This window comes from Micromonospora sp. Llam0 (genome assembly GCF_003751085.1).
Taxonomy (GTDB): Bacteria; Actinomycetota; Actinomycetes; order Mycobacteriales; family Micromonosporaceae; genus Micromonospora_E.
The window spans coordinates 4,645,663-4,668,278 of record NZ_RJJY01000001.1 but is presented as its reverse complement, the minus strand read 5'-3'; the positions used below and the strand labels follow the sequence as shown (position 1 = coordinate 4,668,278).

At 69.6% G+C, this 22,616-nt stretch carries 18 protein-coding genes; 15 read left to right on the top strand and 3 right to left on the bottom strand.

What is annotated here, in order from left to right; translation table 11 throughout:
• Positions 1-137 precede the first annotated feature (137 nt).
• A complete protein-coding gene (locus EDC02_RS20325) occupies positions 138-1,271 on the top strand; it encodes a hypothetical protein (RefSeq protein ID WP_158632253.1) in 1,134 nt (377 codons plus the stop codon).
• The gene (locus tag EDC02_RS20320; RefSeq protein ID WP_123604978.1) at positions 1,271-1,936 is read left to right on the top strand and encodes a bifunctional 2-polyprenyl-6-hydroxyphenol methylase/3-demethylubiquinol 3-O-methyltransferase UbiG; all 666 of its coding nucleotides are present in this window, start codon (positions 1,271-1,273) and stop codon (positions 1,934-1,936) included. The genes EDC02_RS20325 and EDC02_RS20320 overlap by 1 nt, the downstream gene beginning before the upstream one ends.
• A 186-nt stretch (positions 1,937-2,122) precedes the next feature.
• On the opposite strand, the gene EDC02_RS40325 is transcribed toward EDC02_RS20320, so the two are convergent.
• Positions 2,123-2,284, bottom strand: coding sequence for a hypothetical protein (locus tag EDC02_RS40325; RefSeq protein WP_158632252.1), 162 nt, complete (start codon positions 2,282-2,284; stop codon positions 2,123-2,125).
• A 93-nt stretch (positions 2,285-2,377) separates the two neighbouring features.
• On the opposite strand from EDC02_RS40325, the gene EDC02_RS39625 reads away from it, so the two are divergent.
• The 6 genes from EDC02_RS39625 (at position 2,378) to EDC02_RS20290 (ending at position 7,978) form a co-directional block, all read left to right on the top strand.
• Positions 2,378-3,025: a glycosyltransferase family 4 protein gene (locus EDC02_RS39625; protein ID WP_148083529.1), complete on the top strand. Its 648-nt coding sequence runs from the start codon at positions 2,378-2,380 to the stop codon at positions 3,023-3,025.
• Between the two features lie 20 nt (positions 3,026-3,045).
• Positions 3,046-3,813, top strand: a complete 768-nt coding sequence (locus EDC02_RS20310; RefSeq protein ID WP_158632251.1) for a glycosyltransferase family A protein — start codon at positions 3,046-3,048, stop codon at positions 3,811-3,813.
• The gene (locus EDC02_RS20305) at positions 3,810-4,841 is read left to right on the top strand and encodes a hypothetical protein (RefSeq protein ID WP_123603329.1); all 1,032 of its coding nucleotides are present in this window, start codon (positions 3,810-3,812) and stop codon (positions 4,839-4,841) included. The genes EDC02_RS20310 and EDC02_RS20305 overlap by 4 nt, the downstream gene beginning before the upstream one ends.
• Before the next feature lie 65 nt (positions 4,842-4,906).
• Positions 4,907-6,307, top strand: a complete 1,401-nt coding sequence (tyrS, locus tag EDC02_RS20300) for a tyrosine--tRNA ligase (RefSeq protein WP_123604977.1) — start codon at positions 4,907-4,909, stop codon at positions 6,305-6,307.
• A 19-nt stretch (positions 6,308-6,326) separates the two neighbouring features.
• Entirely contained in the window at positions 6,327-6,995 is a 669-nt protein-coding gene (locus tag EDC02_RS20295) for an HAD family hydrolase (RefSeq protein ID WP_158632250.1), read from the top strand.
• Entirely contained in the window at positions 6,992-7,978 is a 987-nt protein-coding gene (locus EDC02_RS20290; RefSeq protein WP_148083528.1) for a zinc-binding dehydrogenase, read from the top strand. Before EDC02_RS20295 ends, EDC02_RS20290 begins: the two co-directional genes overlap by 4 nt.
• 10 nt (positions 7,979-7,988) lie before the next feature.
• On the opposite strand, the gene EDC02_RS20285 is transcribed toward EDC02_RS20290, so the two are convergent.
• Positions 7,989-9,914: a penicillin-binding transpeptidase domain-containing protein gene (locus EDC02_RS20285; protein ID WP_123603326.1), complete on the bottom strand. Its 1,926-nt coding sequence runs from the start codon at positions 9,912-9,914 to the stop codon at positions 7,989-7,991.
• Positions 9,915-10,164: 250 nt separating this feature from the next.
• Between EDC02_RS20285 and EDC02_RS20280 the strand changes: the two genes are divergently transcribed.
• The 5 genes from EDC02_RS20280 to EDC02_RS20260 all read left to right on the top strand — a co-directional run bounded on the left by EDC02_RS20280 (position 10,165) and on the right by EDC02_RS20260 (position 19,591).
• Positions 10,165-15,231 (top strand): NAD-glutamate dehydrogenase, encoded by a 5,067-nt coding sequence (locus tag EDC02_RS20280; protein ID WP_123603325.1) that lies wholly within the window; start codon positions 10,165-10,167, stop codon positions 15,229-15,231.
• A 138-nt stretch (positions 15,232-15,369) separates the two neighbouring features.
• A complete protein-coding gene (locus EDC02_RS20275) occupies positions 15,370-16,032 on the top strand; it encodes a GNAT family N-acetyltransferase (RefSeq protein WP_123603324.1) in 663 nt (220 codons plus the stop codon).
• Positions 16,033-16,128: 96 nt separating this feature from the next.
• On the top strand, positions 16,129-16,563 hold the full coding sequence (locus EDC02_RS20270) for an SCP2 sterol-binding domain-containing protein (protein ID WP_158632249.1): 435 nt from the start codon (positions 16,129-16,131) through the stop codon (positions 16,561-16,563).
• A complete protein-coding gene (locus tag EDC02_RS20265) occupies positions 16,560-18,629 on the top strand; it encodes a glycogen debranching N-terminal domain-containing protein (RefSeq protein WP_123603322.1) in 2,070 nt (689 codons plus the stop codon). The genes EDC02_RS20270 and EDC02_RS20265 overlap by 4 nt, the downstream gene beginning before the upstream one ends.
• Before the next feature lie 83 nt (positions 18,630-18,712).
• Positions 18,713-19,591, top strand: coding sequence for an LLM class flavin-dependent oxidoreductase (locus EDC02_RS20260; protein WP_199757705.1), 879 nt, complete (start codon positions 18,713-18,715; stop codon positions 19,589-19,591).
• A 37-nt stretch (positions 19,592-19,628) separates the two neighbouring features.
• On the opposite strand, the gene EDC02_RS20255 is transcribed toward EDC02_RS20260, so the two are convergent.
• Entirely contained in the window at positions 19,629-20,444 is an 816-nt protein-coding gene (locus EDC02_RS20255; RefSeq protein WP_123603321.1) for a potassium channel family protein, read from the bottom strand.
• On the opposite strand from EDC02_RS20255, the gene EDC02_RS20250 reads away from it, so the two are divergent.
• Positions 20,443-21,936: a TrkH family potassium uptake protein gene (locus EDC02_RS20250; RefSeq protein WP_233606073.1), complete on the top strand. Its 1,494-nt coding sequence runs from the start codon at positions 20,443-20,445 to the stop codon at positions 21,934-21,936. The genes EDC02_RS20255 and EDC02_RS20250 overlap by 2 nt on opposite strands.
• Complete coding sequence (locus EDC02_RS20245) at positions 21,929-22,603, top strand: TrkA family potassium uptake protein (RefSeq protein ID WP_199757704.1); 675 nt, start codon at positions 21,929-21,931, stop codon at positions 22,601-22,603. The genes EDC02_RS20250 and EDC02_RS20245 overlap by 8 nt, the downstream gene beginning before the upstream one ends.
• Positions 22,604-22,616: the final 13 nt, after the last annotated feature.

The following is a 22,616-nucleotide window of genomic DNA, read 5'->3' as shown; positions in this document are numbered from 1 at the left end:
GCGGCGGGCCTGTGCAGATATCGACTTGTGTCGGACCCTGGATCAGACACACAGTGTTAGTCATCGTCGCGGAGCGCGAGACCTGTGGTATGGCCCTCACCTCGCGCGATTGCTCCCTTCGGAGGTGTCGGGTGCTAGTGGAGGCCGAGAACCAGGTAGGAGTCACCGCAGACGTTGCTGTGGCCGACGAGAGCGCCTCCGATCAGCCACAGTCGCTCCCGAAGAGCCTGCGTAAGACGCTGATGGAGATCGCGGTGGGGGTGCGCCCGAAGCCGGAGGACCTCGCTGAGGGATTTAACAGCATCACCGATCTGCGACCACCGGCCCGGGATATCGTCCTCGGTACGCTCATGACCGCCCTGATGGCGGGTGGGCCCCGCGTCGGTGATGTCGTCGCGTTTCTGCGTAGCGCCTTGAGCCTGGATAGACGGCCACCCCCGCAGGAGGTGAGGGGTGCTGGGCGGCCCGTGCTGACGCTCGCCGGAAGCGGCAAGAAGGGACGCCGGACCTTGAATGTCTCGACGCCCGCCGCGTTGGTGGCTGCCGCCGCCGGTGCGCAGATCATCAAGGTTGGCTCCGCAGCCACATCGTCCGCGCTGGGCTCTCGGGAGCTGGTACACGCGCTCGGTTTGCCGGAGTGTCGCACCGCGGAAAGTGTCCGGGATTCCCTGGCGGCGTCCGGGATTGCGTTCGTCGCGATCGAACCGGAGATTCCGCTGCTTGACGGGCTGTACGGTGGACGCTTCCATGCACCGAACCCGTTCTCGTTCGGACTTGCGCCGCTGGCGAGCCCCGTGCGCGGTGACATTACCGTCTTTGGACTCTCACACCCACGGGTAGATGTGGCTGCTTCGGTCCTTGGCGAGTTCGGCATGGACCAGGTGGAGGTGCTGTCCAGCCGACTTCCCACAGGCGAGTATCTGGACGAGATCGCGCCAGTAGGTCATGTGCTCTCGTGCCGCGTGTGGCAGGGGCGGCCCGGCCTGGTCCGGAGGCAACCAGCGCACGAGCTGGTTGGCGCCGCCGGGATCGACATACCACAACCGTCCGGTCGGGGCGAGGCGATCGAGCGCGTCGGCGACCTGCTTGCCGGCGGCGGACTACGTGAGCACAGAGTCATGGTCGCCGCTAACGCGGGCTACCTGCTGGTGCGGAGCGGTATAGCCGCATCGCCGTCGGCCGGAATGGCGGTCGCGGATGACATCCTGCGCAGTGGTGCGGCGCTGGCAAACCTGAGCCGGGCACGAACTGTCAAGATGAGGGGCGCGTGATGGCGCTAGACGCGGGTTTGCACTACTTGACGCGCGGATACATCGAGCGGACCGAGCCAGAGTACTTCGTGGACGACGAGTCGTCCGGTGTCACCTGGCAGCCCGATGTCTACCCAGAGCTCCTGGCGTTGGCGCGGAAACACGGCAGGGATGTGGTCATCGATCTTGGCTGTGGGCGAGCCGGCAAGCTCGCCGGGCTGGCCGTCCAGGAGCCCGGCCTACAGGTCGTGGGTGTTGACATCGGACCCAACATCGCCTGGTGCCGCGAGAACCACCAGTGTGGGCGCTGGCTGGAGGCCGACCTGGAGTCGGCGATGACCCTGCCGCTGGCGCCTGCCACGATCGAACGGTCGGTCGTGCTGTGCTCAGACGTGCTGGAGCACCTAATCGACCCCCGACCGGCGATGCGGCTGATCTGCTGGCTTCTGGAAACGGGTGCCGCTCGTGCGGTTCTGTCGACGCCCGCGCGTGACAAGCGTGCCGGGGCCGAACACCTCGGCCCGCCGTTCAATCCGTCGCATGTGCGGGAGTGGACCTGCAGGGAGTTCCGCGCCTTTGCCGAGAGCTTCCCGGTGCAGGTGGAGCGGTTCGACCTGACCAGGAGCGACGACGCCGATGGTGGCCTGACGACACAGCTTGTCGTGCTCCGTGTCGGCCGGAGGTGACCGACCGTGGCGCCTACCAGAGTGGTACACGTGCCGGGGCGAACCCCCTACGCGCGGAAGCTGCGGTGCCTGGAGACCATCCAACCGCTCAACGGCACCAGCGTCAGCGGGCTGGATGTTCCTCGCGACGCTACTCTGGCGTGGCTGTTGCGGAACCACCCATGGGATCTGCTCGATGCTGTTCACCTACACCACTTGGATTTCGAGCCGGTCCATGACCTGGTGATGCTGCTGGCGCACTGCCGCCGCGCCGGCAAGCAGGTGGTGTATACCGCCCACGACGTGTCGCCGGTGTTCTCCGACCTGGCAACCCATCACCGGCGAGGTCGTGTGCTTGCTGACCACCACGTGCCGTTTGTGTGCCTCACACCGGCTGGACAGGCGGAGATCCGGCGGCGGTTTCGCAGCCGTACGGCGCTTGTCCCGCACGGATACGTGGCGATGCCCGGGACCGCAGGGCGGGTGGTGCCACGCCAGCCCGGACCAACTCGCTTCCTGATCTACGGTTCGTTGCGCCCCAACCGGGATGTCGAGCTGGTGCTGCACTGCTGGCGGTTCGCCCGTCACCTGCGAGACTCCGTGCTGCACCTGCTGCTACGTGCACCGTCGCGAGCCAGCCTCGCCGATGATGCTAATGCGTGGCGGGGAATACGCGAACACAGTGCCGATCCTCGCCTCCAGGTAGAGGTGTTGCCGTTCCCGAGTGACGACGAGGTAGCCGAGGTAGTCGCCGAGGCGGACTGCTTGATCCTGCCGTACCGGTGGGTAAGCCACTCCGGCCAGCTGGAGCTGGCCTTCGATTTAGGTGTGCTGCCGGTGGCGGCGCGGGTCGGTTACCTGCCGGACCAGGTTGCTGTCCACCGGCCGCTGGTGGACGAGCCGATCTGGTTCGACTGGTCCGACGGCGCACGGTTCGAGTATGGTGCGCGGTTGCTGACGGCGATGCAGGAGGCGCACCAGGTCATCCAGAATGGATGGCAGTCTCCCGACCCTCACCGGTTTGCCGAACACCGGCGGCGTGAGCACGCCGCGACGTTGGCGGCCTTAAGCCTGCTCTACGGCAACGCCTCGGCCAGGAGCGGAACATGAGACTTCCCACGGTCTCAATCGTGATCCTCAACCACAACTACGAGCGATACGTCGGCGAAGCAGTCGCCAGCGCGCTGGCTCAGGAGCCCGACGAGTACGAGCTGGCCGAGGTCGTCATTGTTGACGACGGCTCGACCGACGCCAGCCCTGCGCTGTATGAGGAATTCCGGAACGTCCGGATCGTCAACCAGCGTCACCAGGGCTTCGCCGCGACTCTGACTCGGGCCGTACGCGAGGCATCGGGCGACTGGTTCGCCCCGCTTGACGCCGACGATTCCTTCGTCCCCAGCAAACTTCGTACGGTGGCGCCCCACCTGCGCGACCCCGACCTGCTGTTCATACAGCACGCTGAGCATGTAATCGACGCTGACGGGCGGGCATTCGCGGAAGGCAGCCACCCAGGCGGCTCCACCAGTACGCTCCTGGTCCGGACATCCGCTGCCCGCGACCTGTTGCCCGTGACCAATGAGCTGCTTTTCCACGTGCTGGCAGACCTCGGGCACGGCGTCCGGCTTCCTGATCTCCTCACCCGCTATCGGGTCCACGCCGAAAGCATGACCGACCGCCGGACACCGGGCGTCTTCTCCAAGTACCTGGCCGGCGTCTACGAGGACGTCGCCACTCGGCTGACGGACCTCGCCGCGCAGCCGCCGCGCTGGGCGACGCCCGACCAACTCCTCGGTCTCAGCCGCTCCTACCGTCTCCAGGCAGACCAAAAGCGCCGCCTGGCCGCCACCCAGCGGCGGACTGCCCGGACCGATCACACCAGAACGGAGGCGTCAGCGTGAGCACGCCGGTGCTGTTCTCCGAATCCTACTATCAGCGAGTCCTGGCGGATTTTGGCTACACGTCATTCGACCTTCAACGGTTCGATTTCAACCTGGCCGGCATGGACGCTGTCACGCTCAACACCCGCTACCTATGCCACCACGATGCGGTGCAGTACCTGCGTACCGCGCCCGAACGGCGCATCGTCACCACTGGCTTCGGTATGTCGGGCCTGCCTCACCTGGCGACCGTGACACACATCCTCAAGATGATCGAGTTCCAGCGCAGCGGTGAGCGATGCCAGATCGTGCTCGGCGACCTTGATGCTTACAACGGCAAGGCCAAGCCCTATGCCGAAGTTCGTGACCTCGCCGACCGGTTCCGCGAGTACTGCGTACGTCTGGGCTTCGAGGACCAGGCCGGCACTGTGCGCTGCCAGGTGGGCTACCTTCCCGCGCTGGAGGGCATGTATCTACTGGGAAGGTACGTGGACCAGGGCGACTTCGACGCGGCGGAGGAAGACAACCACGGCTACTACGCCGCCCGCGGGCTGGTGGACACCACGATGACGTTCCGGCGGGTGCTGTCCTTGAGTCTGATGGCCGCCGACTTCGTAAGCCTCGGCCAGCACCACGACGCCGTCATGGTAATGCTGGGCGTGGACGAACATCGGTATGTGCGGTTCGCCCAGCAGGCTGCCGCGCGGTTCGACGAACACGTACCGCTGCGGGGCGACTTCGCCCTCACTGCCATCTACACCCGCATGGTCCGAGGCTTCGGCGGCCACCCCAAGTTCTCCAAGAGCATCCCCGGCTCGGCGATCGACGTAACCACGCCGGCGGAGGAAGTCCGCCGGCTACTTGCCGAGGAACCGCCCGTACCTGAGCAGTCGGCAACCTACCAGCTGATGTGCCAAACCCCACGCTACGATGGCCCGGCCATGATCGACCTGTACCAACACTGCCAGGAAGGAAGCAAGACCTGGCGCCACGAGGTCGTCACGTTCGCCGACTACCTGACCAGCTTGATCGAGTCCTGGCCGCGATAACCAGGAGCAACCGGCTAAAACAGTCCGTTACGATCGCCCTCGACCCTGCTATGAAAGACGATGAGATGACCCGACTGAGCGAGTCCGTTGACCGGGCCACCGCACTGCTGGCAAGCGCTGACCTTGGCGCTGACGCGCATGTGCGGGAGCTGCTGGAGCTGACCCACCAACGCCGCAGTATGGACCTTTCGGATCTGTCGCCGACCGAGCAGGCCATTCTCATCGCCGAGCGGTCCCAGCAGCTGCAACCCTCGACCGGCGCACTGGCGGCCCGGATCACCGACGCCAGTACGAAGGGGCGCCCGTTTATCGCGAAGTTCGGCATCGACCCGACCGGGGCCGAGGTGCATCTGGGTCATGCGGTGCCGATGCTCGTCCTGAGCCGCTTCCAGCGCATGGGTCATCAGGTGGTGTTCATCGTCGGGGACGTGACCGCCAAGATCGGTGACCCCTCCGGCCGGTCCGATGAGCGACCCGCGCTGACCGACGCGGATATCGCCCGCAACCTGGCTACCTACCAGCAGCAGGTCACGCCGTTCTTCGACTTCACCCGCGCCAAGTTCCGTTACAACGGCGACTGGTTACGGGAAGTCAAGCTGCCGCAGCTGATCGAGATCACCGCCCAGATCCCGGTGTCCATGCCGTTGCAGCGCGAGGACTTCCGCCAACGGCTGGAGGCCGGCAAGGGCCTGTCGCTGGCCGAGCTGCTCTACTCGGTGGTCATGGCCCTGGATTCAGTCGAGATCAACTGCGATCTGGAAGTCGGCGGCATCGACCAGTTCCTGAACATGCAGATGTGCCGCAAGGTGATGGAGATCTGCGGCCAGACCTCGGAGCTGGTGGTCGCCACCTCGCTGATCGAGGGCACCGATGGCACCGGCGCCAAGATGTCCAAGTCCAAAGGAAATTACGTCCCGGTCGCAGCCGCAGCGGGTGAGATCTTCGGCAAGCTGATGTCGGTGCCGGACCGGCTGGTACCACCGTACTTCCGGGCGCTCAGCGAGTGGCGCGATCCCGAGCTGGCCACCGCCGAGCAGCGGTTGAATGAGGGGTCGCTGCATCCCATGGACCTCAAGAAGATCCTTGCCGGTGAAGTCACCGCAGCGGTCCACGGCGTGGACGTCGCGATGACCGCCCGCGATGAGTTCACGGCCCGGTTCTCCAAGCGCACCTTCGCCGAGGTCGAGTCCCTCCCGACGATCAGCGACCTCGGCCAGCCCATCGTCGAGACGGTCAAGGCGCTCGGCTTCGCCAAGAGCAACAAGGAAATCAGCCGGATCGCGCAGCAGCAGGGACTGCGGCTGGTGGTCGAAACCGACACCGGCCAGGAACAGGTCAACCTCACTCCCGACGAGGTCCGGGAACCGCTCGCCACGGTACTCAAGGACAGAATCGACGGGGTGACGCGTGACCACCATCTATACCTCAAGGTCGGCCGCAAGCTCGCCCGCATCGCCACCAGCTGACCTGACACCAATCGCGGTCGTGTTCGACCTGTTCGGCACCCTTGTAAACGCTCCCACGCCCGCCGAACGGACCCAGGCGGCCAGCCGGCTCTCCGAAGCCATCGATTGCCCCAGCCGGGCCGTGGAGGGCTACCTCCGGTCGACCTGGCACGTCCGTCACGACGGAACCCTGCCTACCGTCTCGGAACTCGCCGAACACCTCCTGCGAGCCGTGGGTGGGCGCGCCCGCGCGCATGGACGGGTCGAGAACGAGCTGCGCGCGCTCGGGCGTACCCGGCTGGAACCCGACGCCACCGTTGTCCGGACGCTGAACCGCCTACGCGGCAACGGTCTGCGGCTAGGAGTTGTCAGCGACGCCACCGCCGAGATCGCCGACACGTGGCGCGTCAGCCCGCTCAGCGCCGCCATCGACGTCGTGCTGTTCAGCTGCACCGCCGGCCACACCAAACCGGACCAGCGACTCTACTCCCGCATCTGCGGCAAACTTGGAGTGCTGGCCCCACATACCTGGTATGTCGGAGATGGAGGCGGCGACGAGCTGAACGGCGCGCTTGCCGCCGGCATGACCGCCATCGCAGTCCGGCGCCGCGGCAGCCCGGATGGCCTCGCATTCGGCGTAGCACCATGGTCCGGTCCCGCAATCGATGGCGTTGAACAGCTTCCGGCGCGCCTGGTAGGCAACCGGTGAGAGCATGGGAAGTCCGCGCCATGGTCCTCGACCTCAACGAGGTTGATCCACCTGTGCCCCGCACCGGTGAGAGCATCATCCAGACCCGGTACGCAGGGATTTGCGGCAGCGACACACCCAAGTTGCTGTGTCCCGGCGACTTCACACTGCCGGACCCGTGGCGACCCGGGCACGAGGTCGTCGGAGCCGACACCGACGGCCGCATCGTCGCGGTCGACCCGCTGGTGCCGTGCGGAGACTGCCAGCGCTGCACGGCAGGCGACAGCCACCTATGCCTACAGCTGCTCCGCATCGGCTGGGACAAGCCAGGCGGCTTCGCCGAGCAGATGGCAGCACCCGCAGCCAACCTCCACCCCATCCCCGCCGGCCTCGATCCGCTCCACGCGGTACTCGCCGACCCAGCAGCCGTAGCAATCCACGGAATCCGCTGCAACCTCACACACGCCAACGCCAACCTGGCCGTCATCGGCGCCGGCGCAGTCGGTCTGCTCACAGCCCTTTACGCATCCACTCTGGGCCATGCGGTCACCATCGTGCACCGGGCCGGGACACGACCAAGCGCGGCCATCATGCGCGCCATCCCAGCAGCGTTCCGACCGTCGTCACAACTACCGGCGCAAGCGTTCGATAGCGTCGTTGACGCCGCCACGGGCGCCGATGCCGCACCGCTTGAGCTGGCGTTGCACCTTGTACGCGACGGTGGCAGCATCGTGGTCCAGAACGCCTACCACCCTCAGGTCCAACTCCGGACACCACTACGTGACATCCTCCGCAGGTCGGTGCAACTCATCGGCTCGTTCTCCTACTGCCGACGGCATCCTGAGCCGGACTTCAGTTCGGCTCTCACCCTGCTCGCCAACCACCCCGAACAGGTGCGTGATCTCGTCATCGAAGCCGGGCATCTGACCGACCTTCGTCGTCTCCTCCAGGAGAGGCGTCGCGGCAGTGTCCGACACGCCATAGCAACCGAACCGAAGGCATAGAAGTCTGGTGTCAGCCGGTGGTGAGCCCGCGCAGGAACCGCTCGGCGATCGGGACCGCCTGGCCTGAGCCGGACCCGCCCTGCTCGACGAAAACGGCGAAGGCCAGGTCGCCCTGCCAGCCGATGAACCAGGCGTGCGTGTTCGCCGGGTCGTCGTCGTACTCGGCCGTGCCGGTCTTGCCGTGCACCGGCTCGCCCGGCACGTCCCGCAACGCCTGCCCGGTGCCGTCGGTGACCACCTCACGCATCATCGTCCGCAGCGCCTGCACCGCCGCCGGGTCCAACTGCGGGCCGTCCGGCACCGCCGACGGCGGCGCGGGATCGACGATCAGCGTCGGCTGGCGCCACTGCCCCCGGGCGACCGCAGCGGTGGCGCCGGCCATCGCCACCGGGCTGACCAGCGTGGTGCCCTGGCCGAAGGCGGCGGCGGCCCGTTCCGCCGGCGGGCCACCGGTGGAGACCGCGCCGGTGAACGCGGACACACCGAGCCGCCACTCGCCCTCCAGACCGAGCAGCCGGCCCGCCTCGGCCAGCCCGTCCGCCTCCAGCTGCGGGGCCAGTTCGACGAAGGTGGTGTTGCACGACTCGGCGAAGGCGGTCCGGAACGGCACCCGGCCCAGCTCGAAGCCGTCGGAGTTGGTGAACGAACGCCCGTCGACGGTGGCCGTCTTCGGACAATCGACCGGCGCGTCCGGGTCGACCGCGCCGGCTTCGAGCAGGCCGAGCGCGCTGACCATCTTGAACGTGGAGCCGGGTGGGACCTGCGCGGTCAACGCCAGGTTCTCCGTACCACCGTCGGGGCCGTTGGCGACGGCGACCAGCGCGCCGTCGCTGACCCGCACCGCCACCAGCGCGGCGCGCTGCTCCTCGTCGGCCAGCGCGGCGTCGGCGGCGGTCTGCACGGCCGTGTCCAGCGTGGTCCGCACCGGCTCGCCCGGCTGGGCATCGGCACGGAACACCACCTCGTCGCCGGAGACGCTGCCGTCCGGGGCGGTGCCGACGATCTGCACCGAATACCCGGGTACGCCGCGCAGCCGCTCCTCGTACCCGCCCTGCAGGCCGCCGTGGCCGACCAGATCGCCGACCTCGTACCGGCCGGGGTGCGCCTCCATGTCCTGCCGCTGCACCGGGTCGACGGTGCCGAGCAGCGCGCGGGCGAACTCCCGGGTCGGCGCCAGGTCCCACTCCTGCCGGCGGAACATGGTGCCGGGCAGCTCATAGATCCGGTCCCGGATCTGCTCGTACGCCTCCTCGCGCAGGGTGACCACCTCGACGAAGGCGTCCGGCTTCGCCTCGTCGAGCCGGTCCGCCAGCCCGGAGACGTCGACCGGCGGGCTGATCGCCGGTCGGATCGCCCGGAACGCGGCGTCGAGCTGGTCAGCCAGGGCGGCCGGGTCGTCGACCTCGCTGGGCTGAACGCCGACGACCACCACGGCGCGCGGCGCGACGATCGGCTGCCCGGCCCCGTCGAGGATGGCGCCGCGTGGCGGGGCGAGCCGGTTCAGCGCCAACTGGTCGCCGCTGCCGAGCCGTTCGTGGACGATCGCCGGCTCCCAGATGATCTGCCAGGCGTCGTCGGCGCCCCGGCGTAGCCGGACAGACGTCGGGTAGCTCCACCGTACGTCGCCAGGGAGCGTCCATTCGACGGCGATGGTGGCGGTCGCGATGTCCTCGGTCACCTCGGCGTCGCCGTCCGGGCGCAGCGTCGGCGGCGTGTCCTTCAGATCGCCGGAGAGGGCGGTCAGCTCCTCGGTGACGTCGGTGGCGGGTACTCGTTCGCCGGCCGGGGTGATGAAACCGATGTCGGTGAGGTCACCGGAGTGCCAGCCGTCGATGAAGGCGGCGACCGTGGCGTCCGGCCCGTCGTCGGAGGAACAGCTGGTCAGCGCGGTGACGGCGAGTAGCAGTGTGGTCGCGACGGTCGCCTTGCGGCGCATGCGGCGGCCCCCTTCCGGACGCATGGCGGACACCGGAAACGGTAGTACGTGCGCGCATGGACCGCTGTCCCCCCGGGTACCGGATGAACCGCTGTCCCGTTTCGTCCAGGGCATATCACCCGACGTGGTCAGACGGTGTCGCCAAGCCGACGACGGGGTGCCGGTGTGCCGTCGGAACGACGATCCGGGAGGAATAGGCTTGGCCGAGGTTGACCCCACAGCGTGGTGGGGCCGAGGGGAGTCTGCGCCAATGAACCGCCGTCCGGTCACGAAGTCGAAACGCCAGGCCTCGGGCGGTGACGGGCAGCGTCGCCGGCAGAGCGCCGGGCCGCACCGCCAGTCCGAGCCGGATCCGGACGAGGTGTTCGACCTTCAGACGTTCGCGCCGCCGGAGTCGGCGCTGGCCGCCGTGGTCGACGACACCGACGACACCGGCTACGACGAGCCGATGCCCAGCGCCGAGCGGCTGATCGCCCAGGCGGTGTCGCTGGCCGACACCGACCACGACGCCGCCTCCCTGGTGGACCGGTTCTGGCGGTTCGCCGCCGACGAGGAGCTGGTCGGCTGCCGCCCGCAGGAGATGCTCGACGCCGCCCGGGCGCATCGGGAGCTCGCCGGGCACCGGCTGCCCGGCGAGTTGAAGCTGCGGCTCACCCCGCCCGGCGACGGCCGGCCGTACACGATCGTCGAGATCGTCACCGACGACATGCCGTTCCTGGTCGACTCGGTGACCGCGCTGCTCACCGAGCGGCACTTCGACGTCCACCTGCTGGTCCACCCGCTGGTGGTGGTCCGCCGCGAACCACTCGGCCAGCTCACCGAGGTGGCCGCCGACGTCGAGCCGGACGATGCGATCGACGGCGACCTGGTGGAGAGCTGGATCCGGATCGAGATCGACCCGATCCGGATCGCCGGCGACCTGGACCGGCTGCACCGCGACCTGCAGCGGGTCCTCACCGACGTCCGGGAAGCGGTGGAGGACTGGCCCCGGATGCGCCAGCGCGCCCTGGCCCTGGCCGACGAACTCGACCGGGCCGAGCCTGGGTCACCCGCCGCGCCGCCGGTGCCGGAGAAGGACCTCACCGACTCGGTCGAACTGCTGCGCTGGCTGGCCGACGACCACTTCACCTTCCTCGGCTACCGGGAGTACCGGCTGGTCGACAGCGGAGACGGGGACAAGGCGCTGGTCGCGGTGCTCGGTTCCGGGCTCGGCATCCTGCGCCAGGACCAGACCAGGCCGCGCCCGCTCACCTCGATGACCCCGCAGGCGGCGGCGAAGGCGCTGGAGCAGCGGCTGCTGATCATCACCAAGGCCAACTCGCGGGCCACCGTGCACCGGGCCGCCTACCTCGACTACGTCGGCGTCAAGGTCTTCGACCCGGCCGGGGCGGTGGTCGGCGAGCGCCGGTTCCTCGGGCTGTTCTCCACCGCCGCGTACCGGACCAGCGTGCAGGAGTTGCCGGTGGTCCGGCGCAAGGTCGCCGAAGTGCTGGAGCGCTCCGGTCTCAGCCCGCGCAGCCACTCCGGCAAGGACCTGCTGCAGATCCTGGAGACCTACCCGCGCGACGAGCTGTTCCAGATCCGCACCGACGACCTCTACCACGCCGTACTCGGGGTGCTGCGGATGGCCGGCCGCCGGCAGCTGCGGCTGTTCCTGCGCTCCGACGGGTACGGGCGGTTCCTGTCCTGCCTGATCTACCTGCCCCGGGACCGGTTCACCACGCACAACCGGCTGCGGATGCAGCAGATCCTGCTGCGCGAGCTCAACGGCGTCGGCGTCGACTACACCACCCGGGTCACCGAGTCGATGCTGGCCCGGGTGCACTTCATCGTGCGTACCGACCCGGCGTCGCCGCCCGCCGAGCTGGACCCGGACCGGCTCGCCGAACTGCTCGCCGAGGCCACCCGGCTGTGGGAGGACGACTTCCGGCTGGTGCTGGAACGCAAGCTGGGCGACGAGTCGGCCAAGTCGCTGCACCGGCGGTACGCCGACGCCTACCCGGAGGGGTACAAGGAGGAGCACACCGCGTACGAGGCGGTGCAGGACCTGGCCAAGCTGGAGCTGCTGGAGGAGCCCGGCCAGCTGGAGATGCACCTGTTCCGGCCACCCGGCGGCACCGGGGTCGACGAGCGGGACGTGCGGTTCAAGGTCTACCGGTACGGCGAACCGATGGTGCTGTCCGATGTGCTGCCGGTGCTGCACTCGCTCGGCGTGCAGGTGATCGACGAACGGCCGTACGAGATCGACCGGGCCGACCAGCGGATCTACCTGTACGACTTCGGGCTGCGGCTGCCGGTCGGCGCCCGGGCGATGGCCGAGGTCCGGCCGCACGTGGAGAACGCGTTCTCGGCGGCCTGGCGCGGTGAGGCGGAGATCGACGGCCTCAACGAGCTGGTGCTGCGCGCCGGGCTGACCTGGCGGCAGGTGGTGGTGCTGCGGGCGTACGCGAAGTACCTGCGCCAGGCCGGCGCGGTCTTCTCCCAGGAGTACATGGAGTCCACCTTCGTCGCCTACCCGACGATCGCCGCGCTGCTGATCCAACTCTTCGAGACCCGGTTCGCGCCGGGGCCCGACGTCGACGACGAGCGCCGCCGCCGGCGCGGTCAGGAGCTGGTCGCCGTGATCGGCCGCCAGTTCGACGAGGTGGACAGCCTCGACCAGGACCGGATCCTGCGCAGCTACCTGACGCTGATCCTGGCCACCCTGCGGACCAACTTCTACCAGCGGGGCTCCGACGGCCGCCCGGTCCCGTACGTGGCGATCAAACTCGACCCGCAGGCCGTCCCGGACCTGCCGGCACCCCGGCCGGCGTACGAGATCTTCGTCTACTCGCCCCGGTTCGAGGGCGTGCACCTGCGCTTCGGTGAGGTCGCCCGGGGCGGGCTGCGCTGGTCGGACCGGCGGGAGGACTTCCGCACCGAGGTGCTCGGCCTGGTCAAGGCGCAGATGGTGAAGAACGCGGTGATCGTGCCGGTCGGCGCCAAGGGCGGCTTCGTGGTCAAACAGCCCGGCGGTACGGCGCGCGGTCGGGCGGCGGCCGAGCCACCGGACCGGGAGGCGGCCCAGGCCGAGGGGGTGGCCTGCTACCAGCAGTTCATCTCCGGTCTGCTGGACGTCACCGACAACATCGTCACCGGGCGGATCGTGCCGCCGCAGCGGGTGGTCCGCCACGACGGCGACGACCCGTACCTGGTGGTCGCCGCCGACAAGGGCACCGCGACCTTCTCCGACGTGGCCAACGCGATCTCGATCTCCCGGGGTTTCTGGATGGGCGACGCGTTCGCCTCCGGCGGCTCGGCCGGCTACGACCACAAAAAGATGGGCATCACCGCGCGGGGCGCCTGGGAGTCGGTCAAGCGGCACTTCCGTGACCTGGGGGTGGACGTCCAGCGGCAGGACTTCACGGTGGTCGGCATCGGCGACATGTCCGGTGACGTGTTCGGCAACGGCATGCTGCTGTCCGAACACACCCGGCTGGTCGCCGCCTTCGACCACCGGCACATCTTCCTCGACCCGGACCCGGACCCGGCCACCTCGTACGCCGGGCGGCGGCGGTTGTTCGACCTGCCCCGGTCGTCGTGGGCCGACTACGACACCGGGCTGATTTCGGCCGGCGGTGGCGTGTACCCGCGTACCGCCAAGTCGGTGCCGGTCAGCCGGCAGGTCCGCGCGGCGCTCGGCCTCGACGACGGGGTCGACCTGCTCTCCCCGCCGGAGCTGATCCGGGCGATCCTGCGCGCCCCGGTGGACCTGCTGTTCAACGGCGGCATCGGCACCTACGTCAAGGCCTCCGGCGAGTCGCACGCCGACGCCGGCGACAAGGCCAACGACGCGATCCGGGTCGACGGCCGGTCGGTGCGGGCGAAGGTGGTCGGCGAGGGCGGCAACCTGGGGCTCACCCAGCGGGGCCGGATCGAGTACGCGGCCGCCGGCGGGCGGATCTACACCGACTTCATCGACAACTCGGCCGGCGTGGACTGCTCCGACCACGAGGTCAACATCAAGATCCTGCTGGGCGGCGCGGTCGCCGACGGGGAGCTGACCGTGCCGCAGCGTGACGCCCTGCTCGCCGAGATGACCGACGAGGTCGCCGCGCTGGTGCTGCGGGACAACTACGACCAGGCGCGGGCCCTGGCCAACGCCTGCGCCCAGGCGCGTCCACTGCTGCCGGTGCACCGGCGGATGATCACCGATCTGGAACAGTCCGGGCAGCTCGACCGGGAGTTGGAGGCGCTGCCGTCCGATGAGGATCTGGCCGAGCGGATCCGCGCCGGCGCGGACGGGCTGACCCTGCCCGAGTTCGCGGTGCTGCTCGCCTACACCAAGATCTCCATCGAGGGGCAGGTGCTAACCGACGGGCTGCCCGACGAGGCGTGGACCGACCGGGTGCTGGCCGACTACTTCCCGACCCCGCTGCGCGAGCGGTACGCCGCCCGGATGACCGACCACCGACTGCGCCGGGAAATCGTGGTGACCAGCCTGGTCAACGAGGCGGTCAACCGGGGCGGCATGTCCTTCGTCTACCGGACGATGGAGGAGACCGGGGCGTCGGCCGCCGACGTCCTGCGGGCCTACGTGGTGGTCCGTGACGTGTTCGGGCTCGACAACCTGTGGGCCGACATCGACGCGCTGGACAACGTGGTCGGCACCGCGGCGCAGGTCTCGGTCTACCTGGAGAGCCGGCGGCTGCTGGACCGGGCGGTCCGCTGGCTGGTCACCAACCGCAAGTCCCCGCTGGACGTGCCGGGGGAGACCGCCCGGCTGCGCGACGGGGTGTCGCGGCTGCTGCCGGAGCTGGGCGGCTACTTCCGGGGCGACGAGCGGGAGTCGCTGCGGGCCCACGTCGACACCATGACCGGTCGCGGCCTGCCGCCGGATCTCGCCGACCGGGCCACCCGGATCATGTACAGCTTCGGGCTGCTCGACGTGGTGGAGACCGCCGCCGACACCGGCTGTGACGTCACCGAGGTCGCCTCGGTGTACTTCATGCTCTCCGAACGGTTCCGGGTCGACTGGCTGCTGAGCAAGATCTCGCTGCTGCCCCGGGGGGACCGGTGGCAGACGCTGGCCCGCACCGCGCTGCGCTACGACCTGTACGCCGCGCTGGCGGCGCTCACCGTCGAGGTGCTCACCTCCACCCCGGCCGCGCTGGCGGTGCAGGACCGGGCCGAACAGTGGGAGCAGGACAACGCCAGCGCGGTGGCCCGGGTACGGCGGGCGATGGAGGACTTCGCCCATTCACCGGCCGACCTCGCCGCATTGTCGGTGCTGCTGCGCCAGATCCGGACACTGGTTCGCACATCTTCGGCCAACTGATCACATCGGCCGGAAAAGCTGCATACTTTCGGCAGGGTAGACAGCGGCGTTTCCGGACAGCGGCGTTTCCGGGCGGGTGAACGGCTTCTCCATCAGGGCGGGCGCGCGGGCCGTCCCGTACGGCAGGAGGCAGGCAGGATGCTGGACAAGCGTCTCTACCACCATCTGGTCAGCTGGTTGGGCCAGTGGCCGGCCGGGCGGGCGTTGCAGGTGGTCGGCTCGGAGCGGCGGGTCCGACCGGGTTGGGACGGCCGACCCCACCCGGTGGTCGGCGTCGGGGCGCCCGGCGGCGCGGTGCTGTCCGTGCCTCCGGACAAGGTCGAGGCGGTACGCGCGTTGACCGACCTGCCGCTGACCGATCTGCTGGCCAAGTTGCCCACCGCGGTCGGCCGTCCCGGCTGGCGGGCGCAGCGCACCGTGTTCCGGTACTGTCTGGCGCCGGCACCGCTGCCCGACGCCGGGGACTGGATCGACTCCGCTGACGAGTCGTTGCCGCCCTGGCTGCGGCAGTTCACCAACCCGGTGCTGGTCGCCCGGGATGCCGACGGGACGTTCCTGGCCGGGGTCGGGCTGAAGCGGCACGACGCGCACGGCCAGGAGATCGCGGTCGGCACCGTACCGGCGGCGCGCGGTCGTGGTCTGGCCCGCCGGCTGGTCGCCCAGGCCGCCCGTCGGGTACTCGACGGCGGCGCCGTCCCCACCTACCTGCACGCGGTGGGCAACGCCTCGTCGGCGAAGGTGGCCTCGGCCGCCGGGTTCCGCGACCGGGGCTGGACCGCGTACGGCATCTCCGCCGACTGATTCCCGGGCCGGCTTCACCCGGGCCGGCTTCACCCGGTACGGGCGATGCCGTACCACCCGATCGGCCGCGACCCTGCCAGTGGGTGGAGGGAGCGGATGATGCCGCAGACGACGCAGCGGGCGCAGACCACACGGGCCGTCTCGACGCGGGAGCCGATGCCGGCGACGCGGGAGTTCTTCGAGCGCCTCGGCCGGAAGGAGAACGCGTCGCTGCTGCGGCAGATCTCCGGGACGGTGCGGTTCGACCTGGCACACGACGAACAGGTGGACTACTGGTTCGTCAGCTTCGACGACGGCCGGGCCAGCCTGGTGCGCGAGCAGCGCGACGCGGAGAGCGTGCTGCGTACCGATCAGGAGGTCTTCGAAGGGCTGGCCCGGGGCGAGATCAATCCGATGGCGGCGATGCTCCGGGGACAGATCATGGTGCTCGGCGACCTTCGTCTGCTGATCCTGATCGAGCGGATGATGCCCGGCCCGCCCGGATCCCACGACCCACGCGCGTTCGCCCGGCGGGAGAGGACTGAGCAATGACCGAGGGCATGGTCAGCATCCTGGACGGCAACACCTTCGTGGTCAGCGACAGTCAGGGCGACATCGACGCCTCCCCGGCGGCGCCCACCGGGCTCTTCTCGTTCGACACCCGGTTCCTGTCGAAGTGGCAGCTGACCATCGACGGTGAGCGGCTGTCCTCGCTGTCGGTCGACGACCTGCAGTACTTCGAGGCGCGGTTCTTCCTGGTTCCCGGCGAGCCGACCCACTACGTCGACGCCGAGATGTCGGTGATCCGGCAACGCTGGGTGGGCGGGAGCTTCGACGAGGAGATCACCATCCTCAACCACGCCCAGGAGCCGATGGAGCTGAACGTCCGGCTGGAGGCGGGCAGCGACTTCGCCGACCTGTTCGAGATCAAGGACGTCCGGCACAAGGTCGGCAAGCACTACGCCCACGTCGACCGGGACTGCCTGCGGCTCGGCTACCAGCGGGAGAGCTTCCACCGGGAGACGATCATCTCCAGCAGCGAGCCGGCGGAGATCGACGAGCACGGGCTCAGCTTCACCATCGTCATCGAGCCGCACGGTAAGTGGATCACCCACATCAAGGTGAAGACCACCGCGATCGGTCCGGACGGGCGGGACCTGCGGGAGGGTCTGCTCGGCCAGCACTTCGACCGGGCCAAGCCGGAGATGCGCCGGGAACTGGACGAGTGGATCGCCCGGGCACCCCGGCTGGCCTGCGAATGCGAGCCGCTCGCGTCGACGTACCGGCGGAGTCTGGTGGACCTGGCCGCGCTGCGCTACACCCCGCTGTCGCTGGCCGGGCAGTCGGTGCCGGCTGCCGGTGTGCCCTGGTTCGCCACGATGTTCGGTCGGGACAGCATCTTCACCAGCCTGCAGGCACTGCCGTTCGCGCCGGAGCTGGCAGCGGCGACGTTGCGGCTGCTCGGCGCGCTGCAGGGCAGCAAACTCGATGACTTCCGGGACGAGGAACCGGGCAAGATCCTGCACGAGATCCGGTACGGCGAGTCGTCGGCCTTCGAGGAACAGCCGCACACCCCGTACTTCGGCGCGGCCGACTCGACCCCGCTGTTCGTCGTGCTGCTCGACGAGTACGAGCGGTGGAGCGGGGACGTCGAGCTGGTCCGGACTTTGGAGACCGAGACCCGGCAGGCGCTGCGCTGGATCGACACCTACGGTGACCTGCTCAACAACGGCTACCTGTGGTACGAGCGGCGCAACGCGGAAACCGGCCTGGAGAACCAGTGCTGGAAGGACTCCTGGGACGCGATCTGCTACCGGAACGGCCGGCTGCCCGGCTTTCCCCGGGCGACCTGCGAACTGCAGGGGTACGCGTACGACGCGAAGCGACGCGCTGCCCGGCTGGCCCGCGAGATCTGGCACGACCCGGGGTACGCCGACCAGTTGGAGCGGGAGGCGGCCGATCTGAAGGCCCGCTTCAACCGGGACTACTGGGTGGAGGACGGGGGGTACTTCGCGCTCGCGCTGGACCCGGAGGGCGGTCAGGTCGACGCGCTGTCGTCGAACACCGGACATCTGCTGTGGAGCGGCATCGTCAACGACGACAGGGCGAAGAGCGTCGCCAGGCATCTACTCAGTCCCCGGCTGTTCTCCGGCTGGGGGGTGCGGACCCTCGCGGAGGGGGAGGGCCGGTTCAACCCGATCGGCTACCACGTCGGCACGGTCTGGCCGTTCGACAACTCGTTCATCGCCTGGGGGCTGCGCCGGTACGGCTTCGTCGAGGAGTCGGCCCGGATCGCCGACGGGATCATCAACGCCGCGCAGTACTTCAACGGCCGGTTGCCGGAGGCGTTCGGCGGCTACGACCGGGCGTTGACCAAGTATCCGGTGGAGTATCCGACCTCCTGCAGCCCGCAGGCCTGGTCGACCGGGGCCACGCTGCTGCTGCTGCGGACCCTGCTCGGCCTGGAACCGCAGGGCGAGCACCTGGTCATCGATCCGGCGTTGCCGATCAGCATGGGCCGGATCGAACTGTTGGACATTCCTGGCAGGTGGGGCCGCATCGACGCGTTCGGTCGCGGCCGGATGGACATCCACCGCAGGGAACGCCAGCCGGCCTGACCGGCACACCCGGCGGCCTGACCGGCCAGCCGGGCCTGACCGGGGCGTCTGGTCTGACGGCATCCGGGCGTAGGGTGTCGACCGTGCGGGTAGGGATCGTGATTTTGCCGGACGAGCCGTGGTCGGTGACGTCGCGCCGCTGGCGCCAGGCCGAGGAGTGGGGCTTCGACCACGCCTGGACCTACGATCATCTGGGGTGGCGGGACCTGGTCGACGGGCCGTGGTTCGACGCGGTCCCGACGCTGGCCGCCGCCGCGTCGGTCACCTCCCGGATCCCGCTCGGCACCCTGGTCGCCTCGCCGAACTTCCGGCACCCGGTGCACTTCGCCCGCGAGGTCACCGCGTTGGACGACATCTCCGCCGGCCGGCTGCTGCTCGGGGTCGGCGCGGGCGGGCTCGGGTTCGACGCCACGGTGCTCGGCGCCGGGCCGTTGCCGCCGCGCGCCCGGGTCGACCGGTACGCCGAGTTCGTCGAGCTGCTCGACCTGCTGCTGCGCACCGACCGGGTGACCTGGCAGGGCCGGTACTTCCAGGCGGTGGATGCCCGCAGCACGCCCGGCTGCCGGCAGCGGCCCCGGGTGCCGTTCGTCCTGGCCGCAAACGGACCCCGGTCGTTGGACCTGGTCGCACGGTACGGGGCCGGCTGGGTGACCACCGGCACCGTCTTCGACGACCTGGCCGCCTGGTGGGCCTCGGTGGCCCAGTTGGCGCAGCGGTGCGACGCGGCGTTGGACCGGGCCGGGCGGGACTCCGGCAGCCTGCGCCGGTACCTGTCGCTGGACTCGGCACCGGTCTTCTCGCTGACCAGCGCCGACGTCTTCGCCGACGCGGTCGGTCGGGCCGCCGCGCTCGGCTTCACCGACGTGATCACCCACTGGCCGCGCCGGAGCAGTTGGTACGCCGGCGACGAGCGGGTGCTGGCCGAGGTGGCGACCGACGTACTGCCGCAGGTGCGGGCCTGACTCTGCCCGCCGACTGCCGCCGCCCGCCGACGAGGCGTCAACCGGCCCGGTCGGCCGGCCGTGGGTCGGGCAGCACGGTGCCGGACCGGCGGTCGGCCCGCAACCCGGCCACCTCGGCCCGCAGCGCGGCGAGTTCCTCGGTGAGCGCGACGACGTCGGCGCGGGTCGCCGGCGACTTCGCGGCGTCGGCCTCGCCCGCTGCGGAGATGCGTTCCACGATCCAGCTGGCCAGCGATCCGGTGACGAAACCGATCAGGCCGATACCGCCGATCATCAGCGCCAACGCGACGAACCGGCCGGTGCTGGTGATCGGGTAGTAGTCGCCGTAGCCGACGGTGGTGATGGTGACCACCGACCACCACAGCGCGTCCGGATAGGTGTTGATCGCACCGTCCGGGTGGCTGCGTTCGGCGTCCAGCACCGCCAGCGCGGAGACGATCACCAGCAGCACCGTGGTGGAGCCGACGTAGAGCGCCAGCCGGCCACGCGCCCAGACCTCGGTGCGCCGGGTCAGCAGGAGCACCGCGGTGACCAGCCGGAGCATCCGCAGCGGCCGGAGAATAGGCAGCAGCAGCACGATCAGGTCGAACAGGTTGGCGCGGACGAACCGCCACCGGTCGCCGGCCAGCCGCAGCCGGACGAGGTAGTCGATCCAGAAGAGTGCCCAGATCACGATGTTGGCAGCGACACACACGGCACGCCACCGCGCGGGCATCTGCGGGTAGAGAATGGGCGCGGCATAGACGACGAGGAACGCCACGGCGAGTACGGTCAACCCGGCCGCTGTCTGGCGCTCCCACCTGGCGGTTCGGTCCTCGCGGTGGGGGCCGGGCCCCGGATCCTGGAGAGACATGCCCGACAGGCTGCCTGATGGCGGCAACGGGCCCGCCACCGGCCCCGCCGCGACCTCGGCCGACCGTCGGTCCGAGCGCTGGCTCGGCATCCGGCCCGGCGGTCGGCGGTCCGCGCCGGCCGGCCGGCGCCGCCGGTGGCGGGTACCGATGTGGCGGCGCGGCGCCGACCGGTTCCAGCACCCGGCCCAGGTGATCGCCGGCGGGTTCGCTGCCGCCATCGCGCTCGGTACGGCGCTGCTCATGCTGCCGGCGGCGAGCCGGTCCGGTGCCTCGCCGCCGCTGATCGACGCCCTGTTCACCGCGACCTCCGCGGTCTGCGTGACCGGGCTGGTGGTGGTCGACACGGCCGGTCACTGGTCGGCGTTCGGCCAGCTGGTGATCATGGGCCTGATCCAGATCGGCGGACTGGGCATCATGACCCTGGCGACGCTGTTCACCGTACTGCTGTCCCGCCGGCTCGGCCTGCGGGCCCGGTTCCTCGCCCAGGCGGAGACCAAGACGCTGAGCCTGCGCGACGTCCGCCGGGTGGTACGCAACATCGTGCTGTTCAGCCTGGCCAGTGAGTTCGTGGTCGCGGTGGTGCTGACCGTACGGTTCGCGGTCGGCTACGACTACCCGTGGGGTCGGGCCGCGTACCACGGGGTGTTCCACGCGGTTTCGGCGTTCAACAACGCCGGCTTCGCCCTGTACGCCGACAGCCTGATGCGTTTCGTCGCCGATCCCTGGATCACCACCACCGTCGCCTTGGCGGTTGTCGTCGGTGGACTCGGCTTCCCGGTGGTCTTCGAACTGCTCCGGTGCTGGCACCGTCCCCGGCTCTGGTCGGTGCTGACCCGGATCACCGTGGTGCTGACGGCCAGCCTGCTGACCCTCGGCACCATCGTTTTCACCCTGGTCGAGCTGCGCAACCCGGCGACGTTCGGCCCACTCGACGGCGTGCACAAGGTGCTGGCCGGCTTCTTCGCCTCGGTGATGACCCGTACCGCCGGGTTCAACAGCGTGGACATCGCCGCCATGCGGCCGGAGAGCCTGCTGCTCAGCGACATCCTGATGTTCATCGGCGGCGGCAGCGCCGGCACCGCCGGCGGGGTCAAGGTGACCACGGTCGGCCTGCTGGCCTTCGTGCTGTGGGCCGAGATGCGCGGCGAGACCCGGGTCAACGTCGGCTCCCGTCGGGTGCCGGAGGGCAACCAGCGGCAGGCGCTCGCGGTGCTGCTGCTGTCCCTCGGCGCGGTGGCGGTGGCCACCTTCACCCTGCTCGCCATGACCCGGTACCCGCTCGACCAGGTGCTGTTCGAGGTCGTCTCGGCGTTCGGCACCGTCGGGCTGTCCACCGGCATCACCGCCGGCCTGCCACCAGCGGCCGACGTCCTGCTGATCGTGTTGATGTTCATGGGCCGGATCGGGCCGTTGACCGTGGCGTCGGCACTCGCGCTGCGGGAACGGGGCCGGCGCTACGAACTTCCGGAGGAGAGGATCATCGTTGGCTGACTCACGCAACGAACCGGTGGTGGTGATCGGGCTCGGCCGATTCGGCGGGGCGCTCGCCGTCGAACTGAACAACCGGGGCACCGAGGTGCTCGGTATCGACGGCGATGCCCGGACCACCCAGGGCTACAGCGGGCAGTTGCCGCACCTGGCCACCGCCGACGCCACCGACGTCGAGGCGCTGCGCCAGCTCGGGGTGAACGAGTTCCACCGGGCGGTGGTCGGCATCGGCACCGACATCCAGGCCAGCATCCTGGCCACCTCGCTGCTCGCCGAGCTCGGCGTGGCGGACATCTGGGCGAAGGCGATCAGCCGGCAGCACGGCCGGATCCTGGAACGGGTCGGCGCCCATCACGTGATCCTGCCGGAGCACGACATGGGCGAGCGGGTCGCCCATCTGCTGACCGGGCGGCTGTTGGACTACGTGGAGGTCGACCGGGACTTCGCGATGGTCAAGACGACTCCGCCGCAGGACGCGGTCAGCGTGCCGTTGCGCGAGTCGCGGGTCCGGTCCCGGTACGGGGTGACGGTGGTGGCGGTGAAGAGCGAGGCACGGGGCCCGGACGCCAGGTTCACCTACGCCACCCCGGACACCGTGCTGATGTACGGCGACATCGTCCTGGTGCTGGGCAGGATCGACGACGTGGAGCGGTTCGCCGAGTCCGGCTGACGCCCAACGGGCG

Bases quoted from the DNA above. Each gene is read 5' to 3' on its own strand.
- EDC02_RS20320 (WP_123604978.1), top strand. From the start codon at position 1,271: ATGGCGCTAGACGCGGGTTTGCACTACTTGACGCGCGGATACATCGAG.
- EDC02_RS39625 (WP_148083529.1), top strand. From the start codon at position 2,378: ATGCCCGGGACCGCAGGGCGGGTGGTGCCACGCCAGCCCGGACCAACT.
- tyrS (WP_123604977.1), top strand. From the start codon at position 4,907: ATGACCCGACTGAGCGAGTCCGTTGACCGGGCCACCGCACTGCTGGCA.
- EDC02_RS20285 (WP_123603326.1), bottom strand. From the start codon at position 9,914: ATGCGCCGCAAGGCGACCGTCGCGACCACACTGCTACTCGCCGTCACC.
- EDC02_RS20280 (WP_123603325.1), top strand. From the start codon at position 10,165: ATGAACCGCCGTCCGGTCACGAAGTCGAAACGCCAGGCCTCGGGCGGT.
- EDC02_RS20275 (WP_123603324.1), top strand. From the start codon at position 15,370: ATGCTGGACAAGCGTCTCTACCACCATCTGGTCAGCTGGTTGGGCCAG.
- EDC02_RS20270 (WP_158632249.1), top strand. From the start codon at position 16,129: ATGATGCCGCAGACGACGCAGCGGGCGCAGACCACACGGGCCGTCTCG.
- EDC02_RS20265 (WP_123603322.1), top strand. From the start codon at position 16,560: ATGACCGAGGGCATGGTCAGCATCCTGGACGGCAACACCTTCGTGGTC.
- EDC02_RS20250 (WP_233606073.1), top strand. From the start codon at position 20,443: ATGCCCGACAGGCTGCCTGATGGCGGCAACGGGCCCGCCACCGGCCCC.
- EDC02_RS20255 (WP_123603321.1), bottom strand. From the start codon at position 20,444: ATGTCTCTCCAGGATCCGGGGCCCGGCCCCCACCGCGAGGACCGAACC.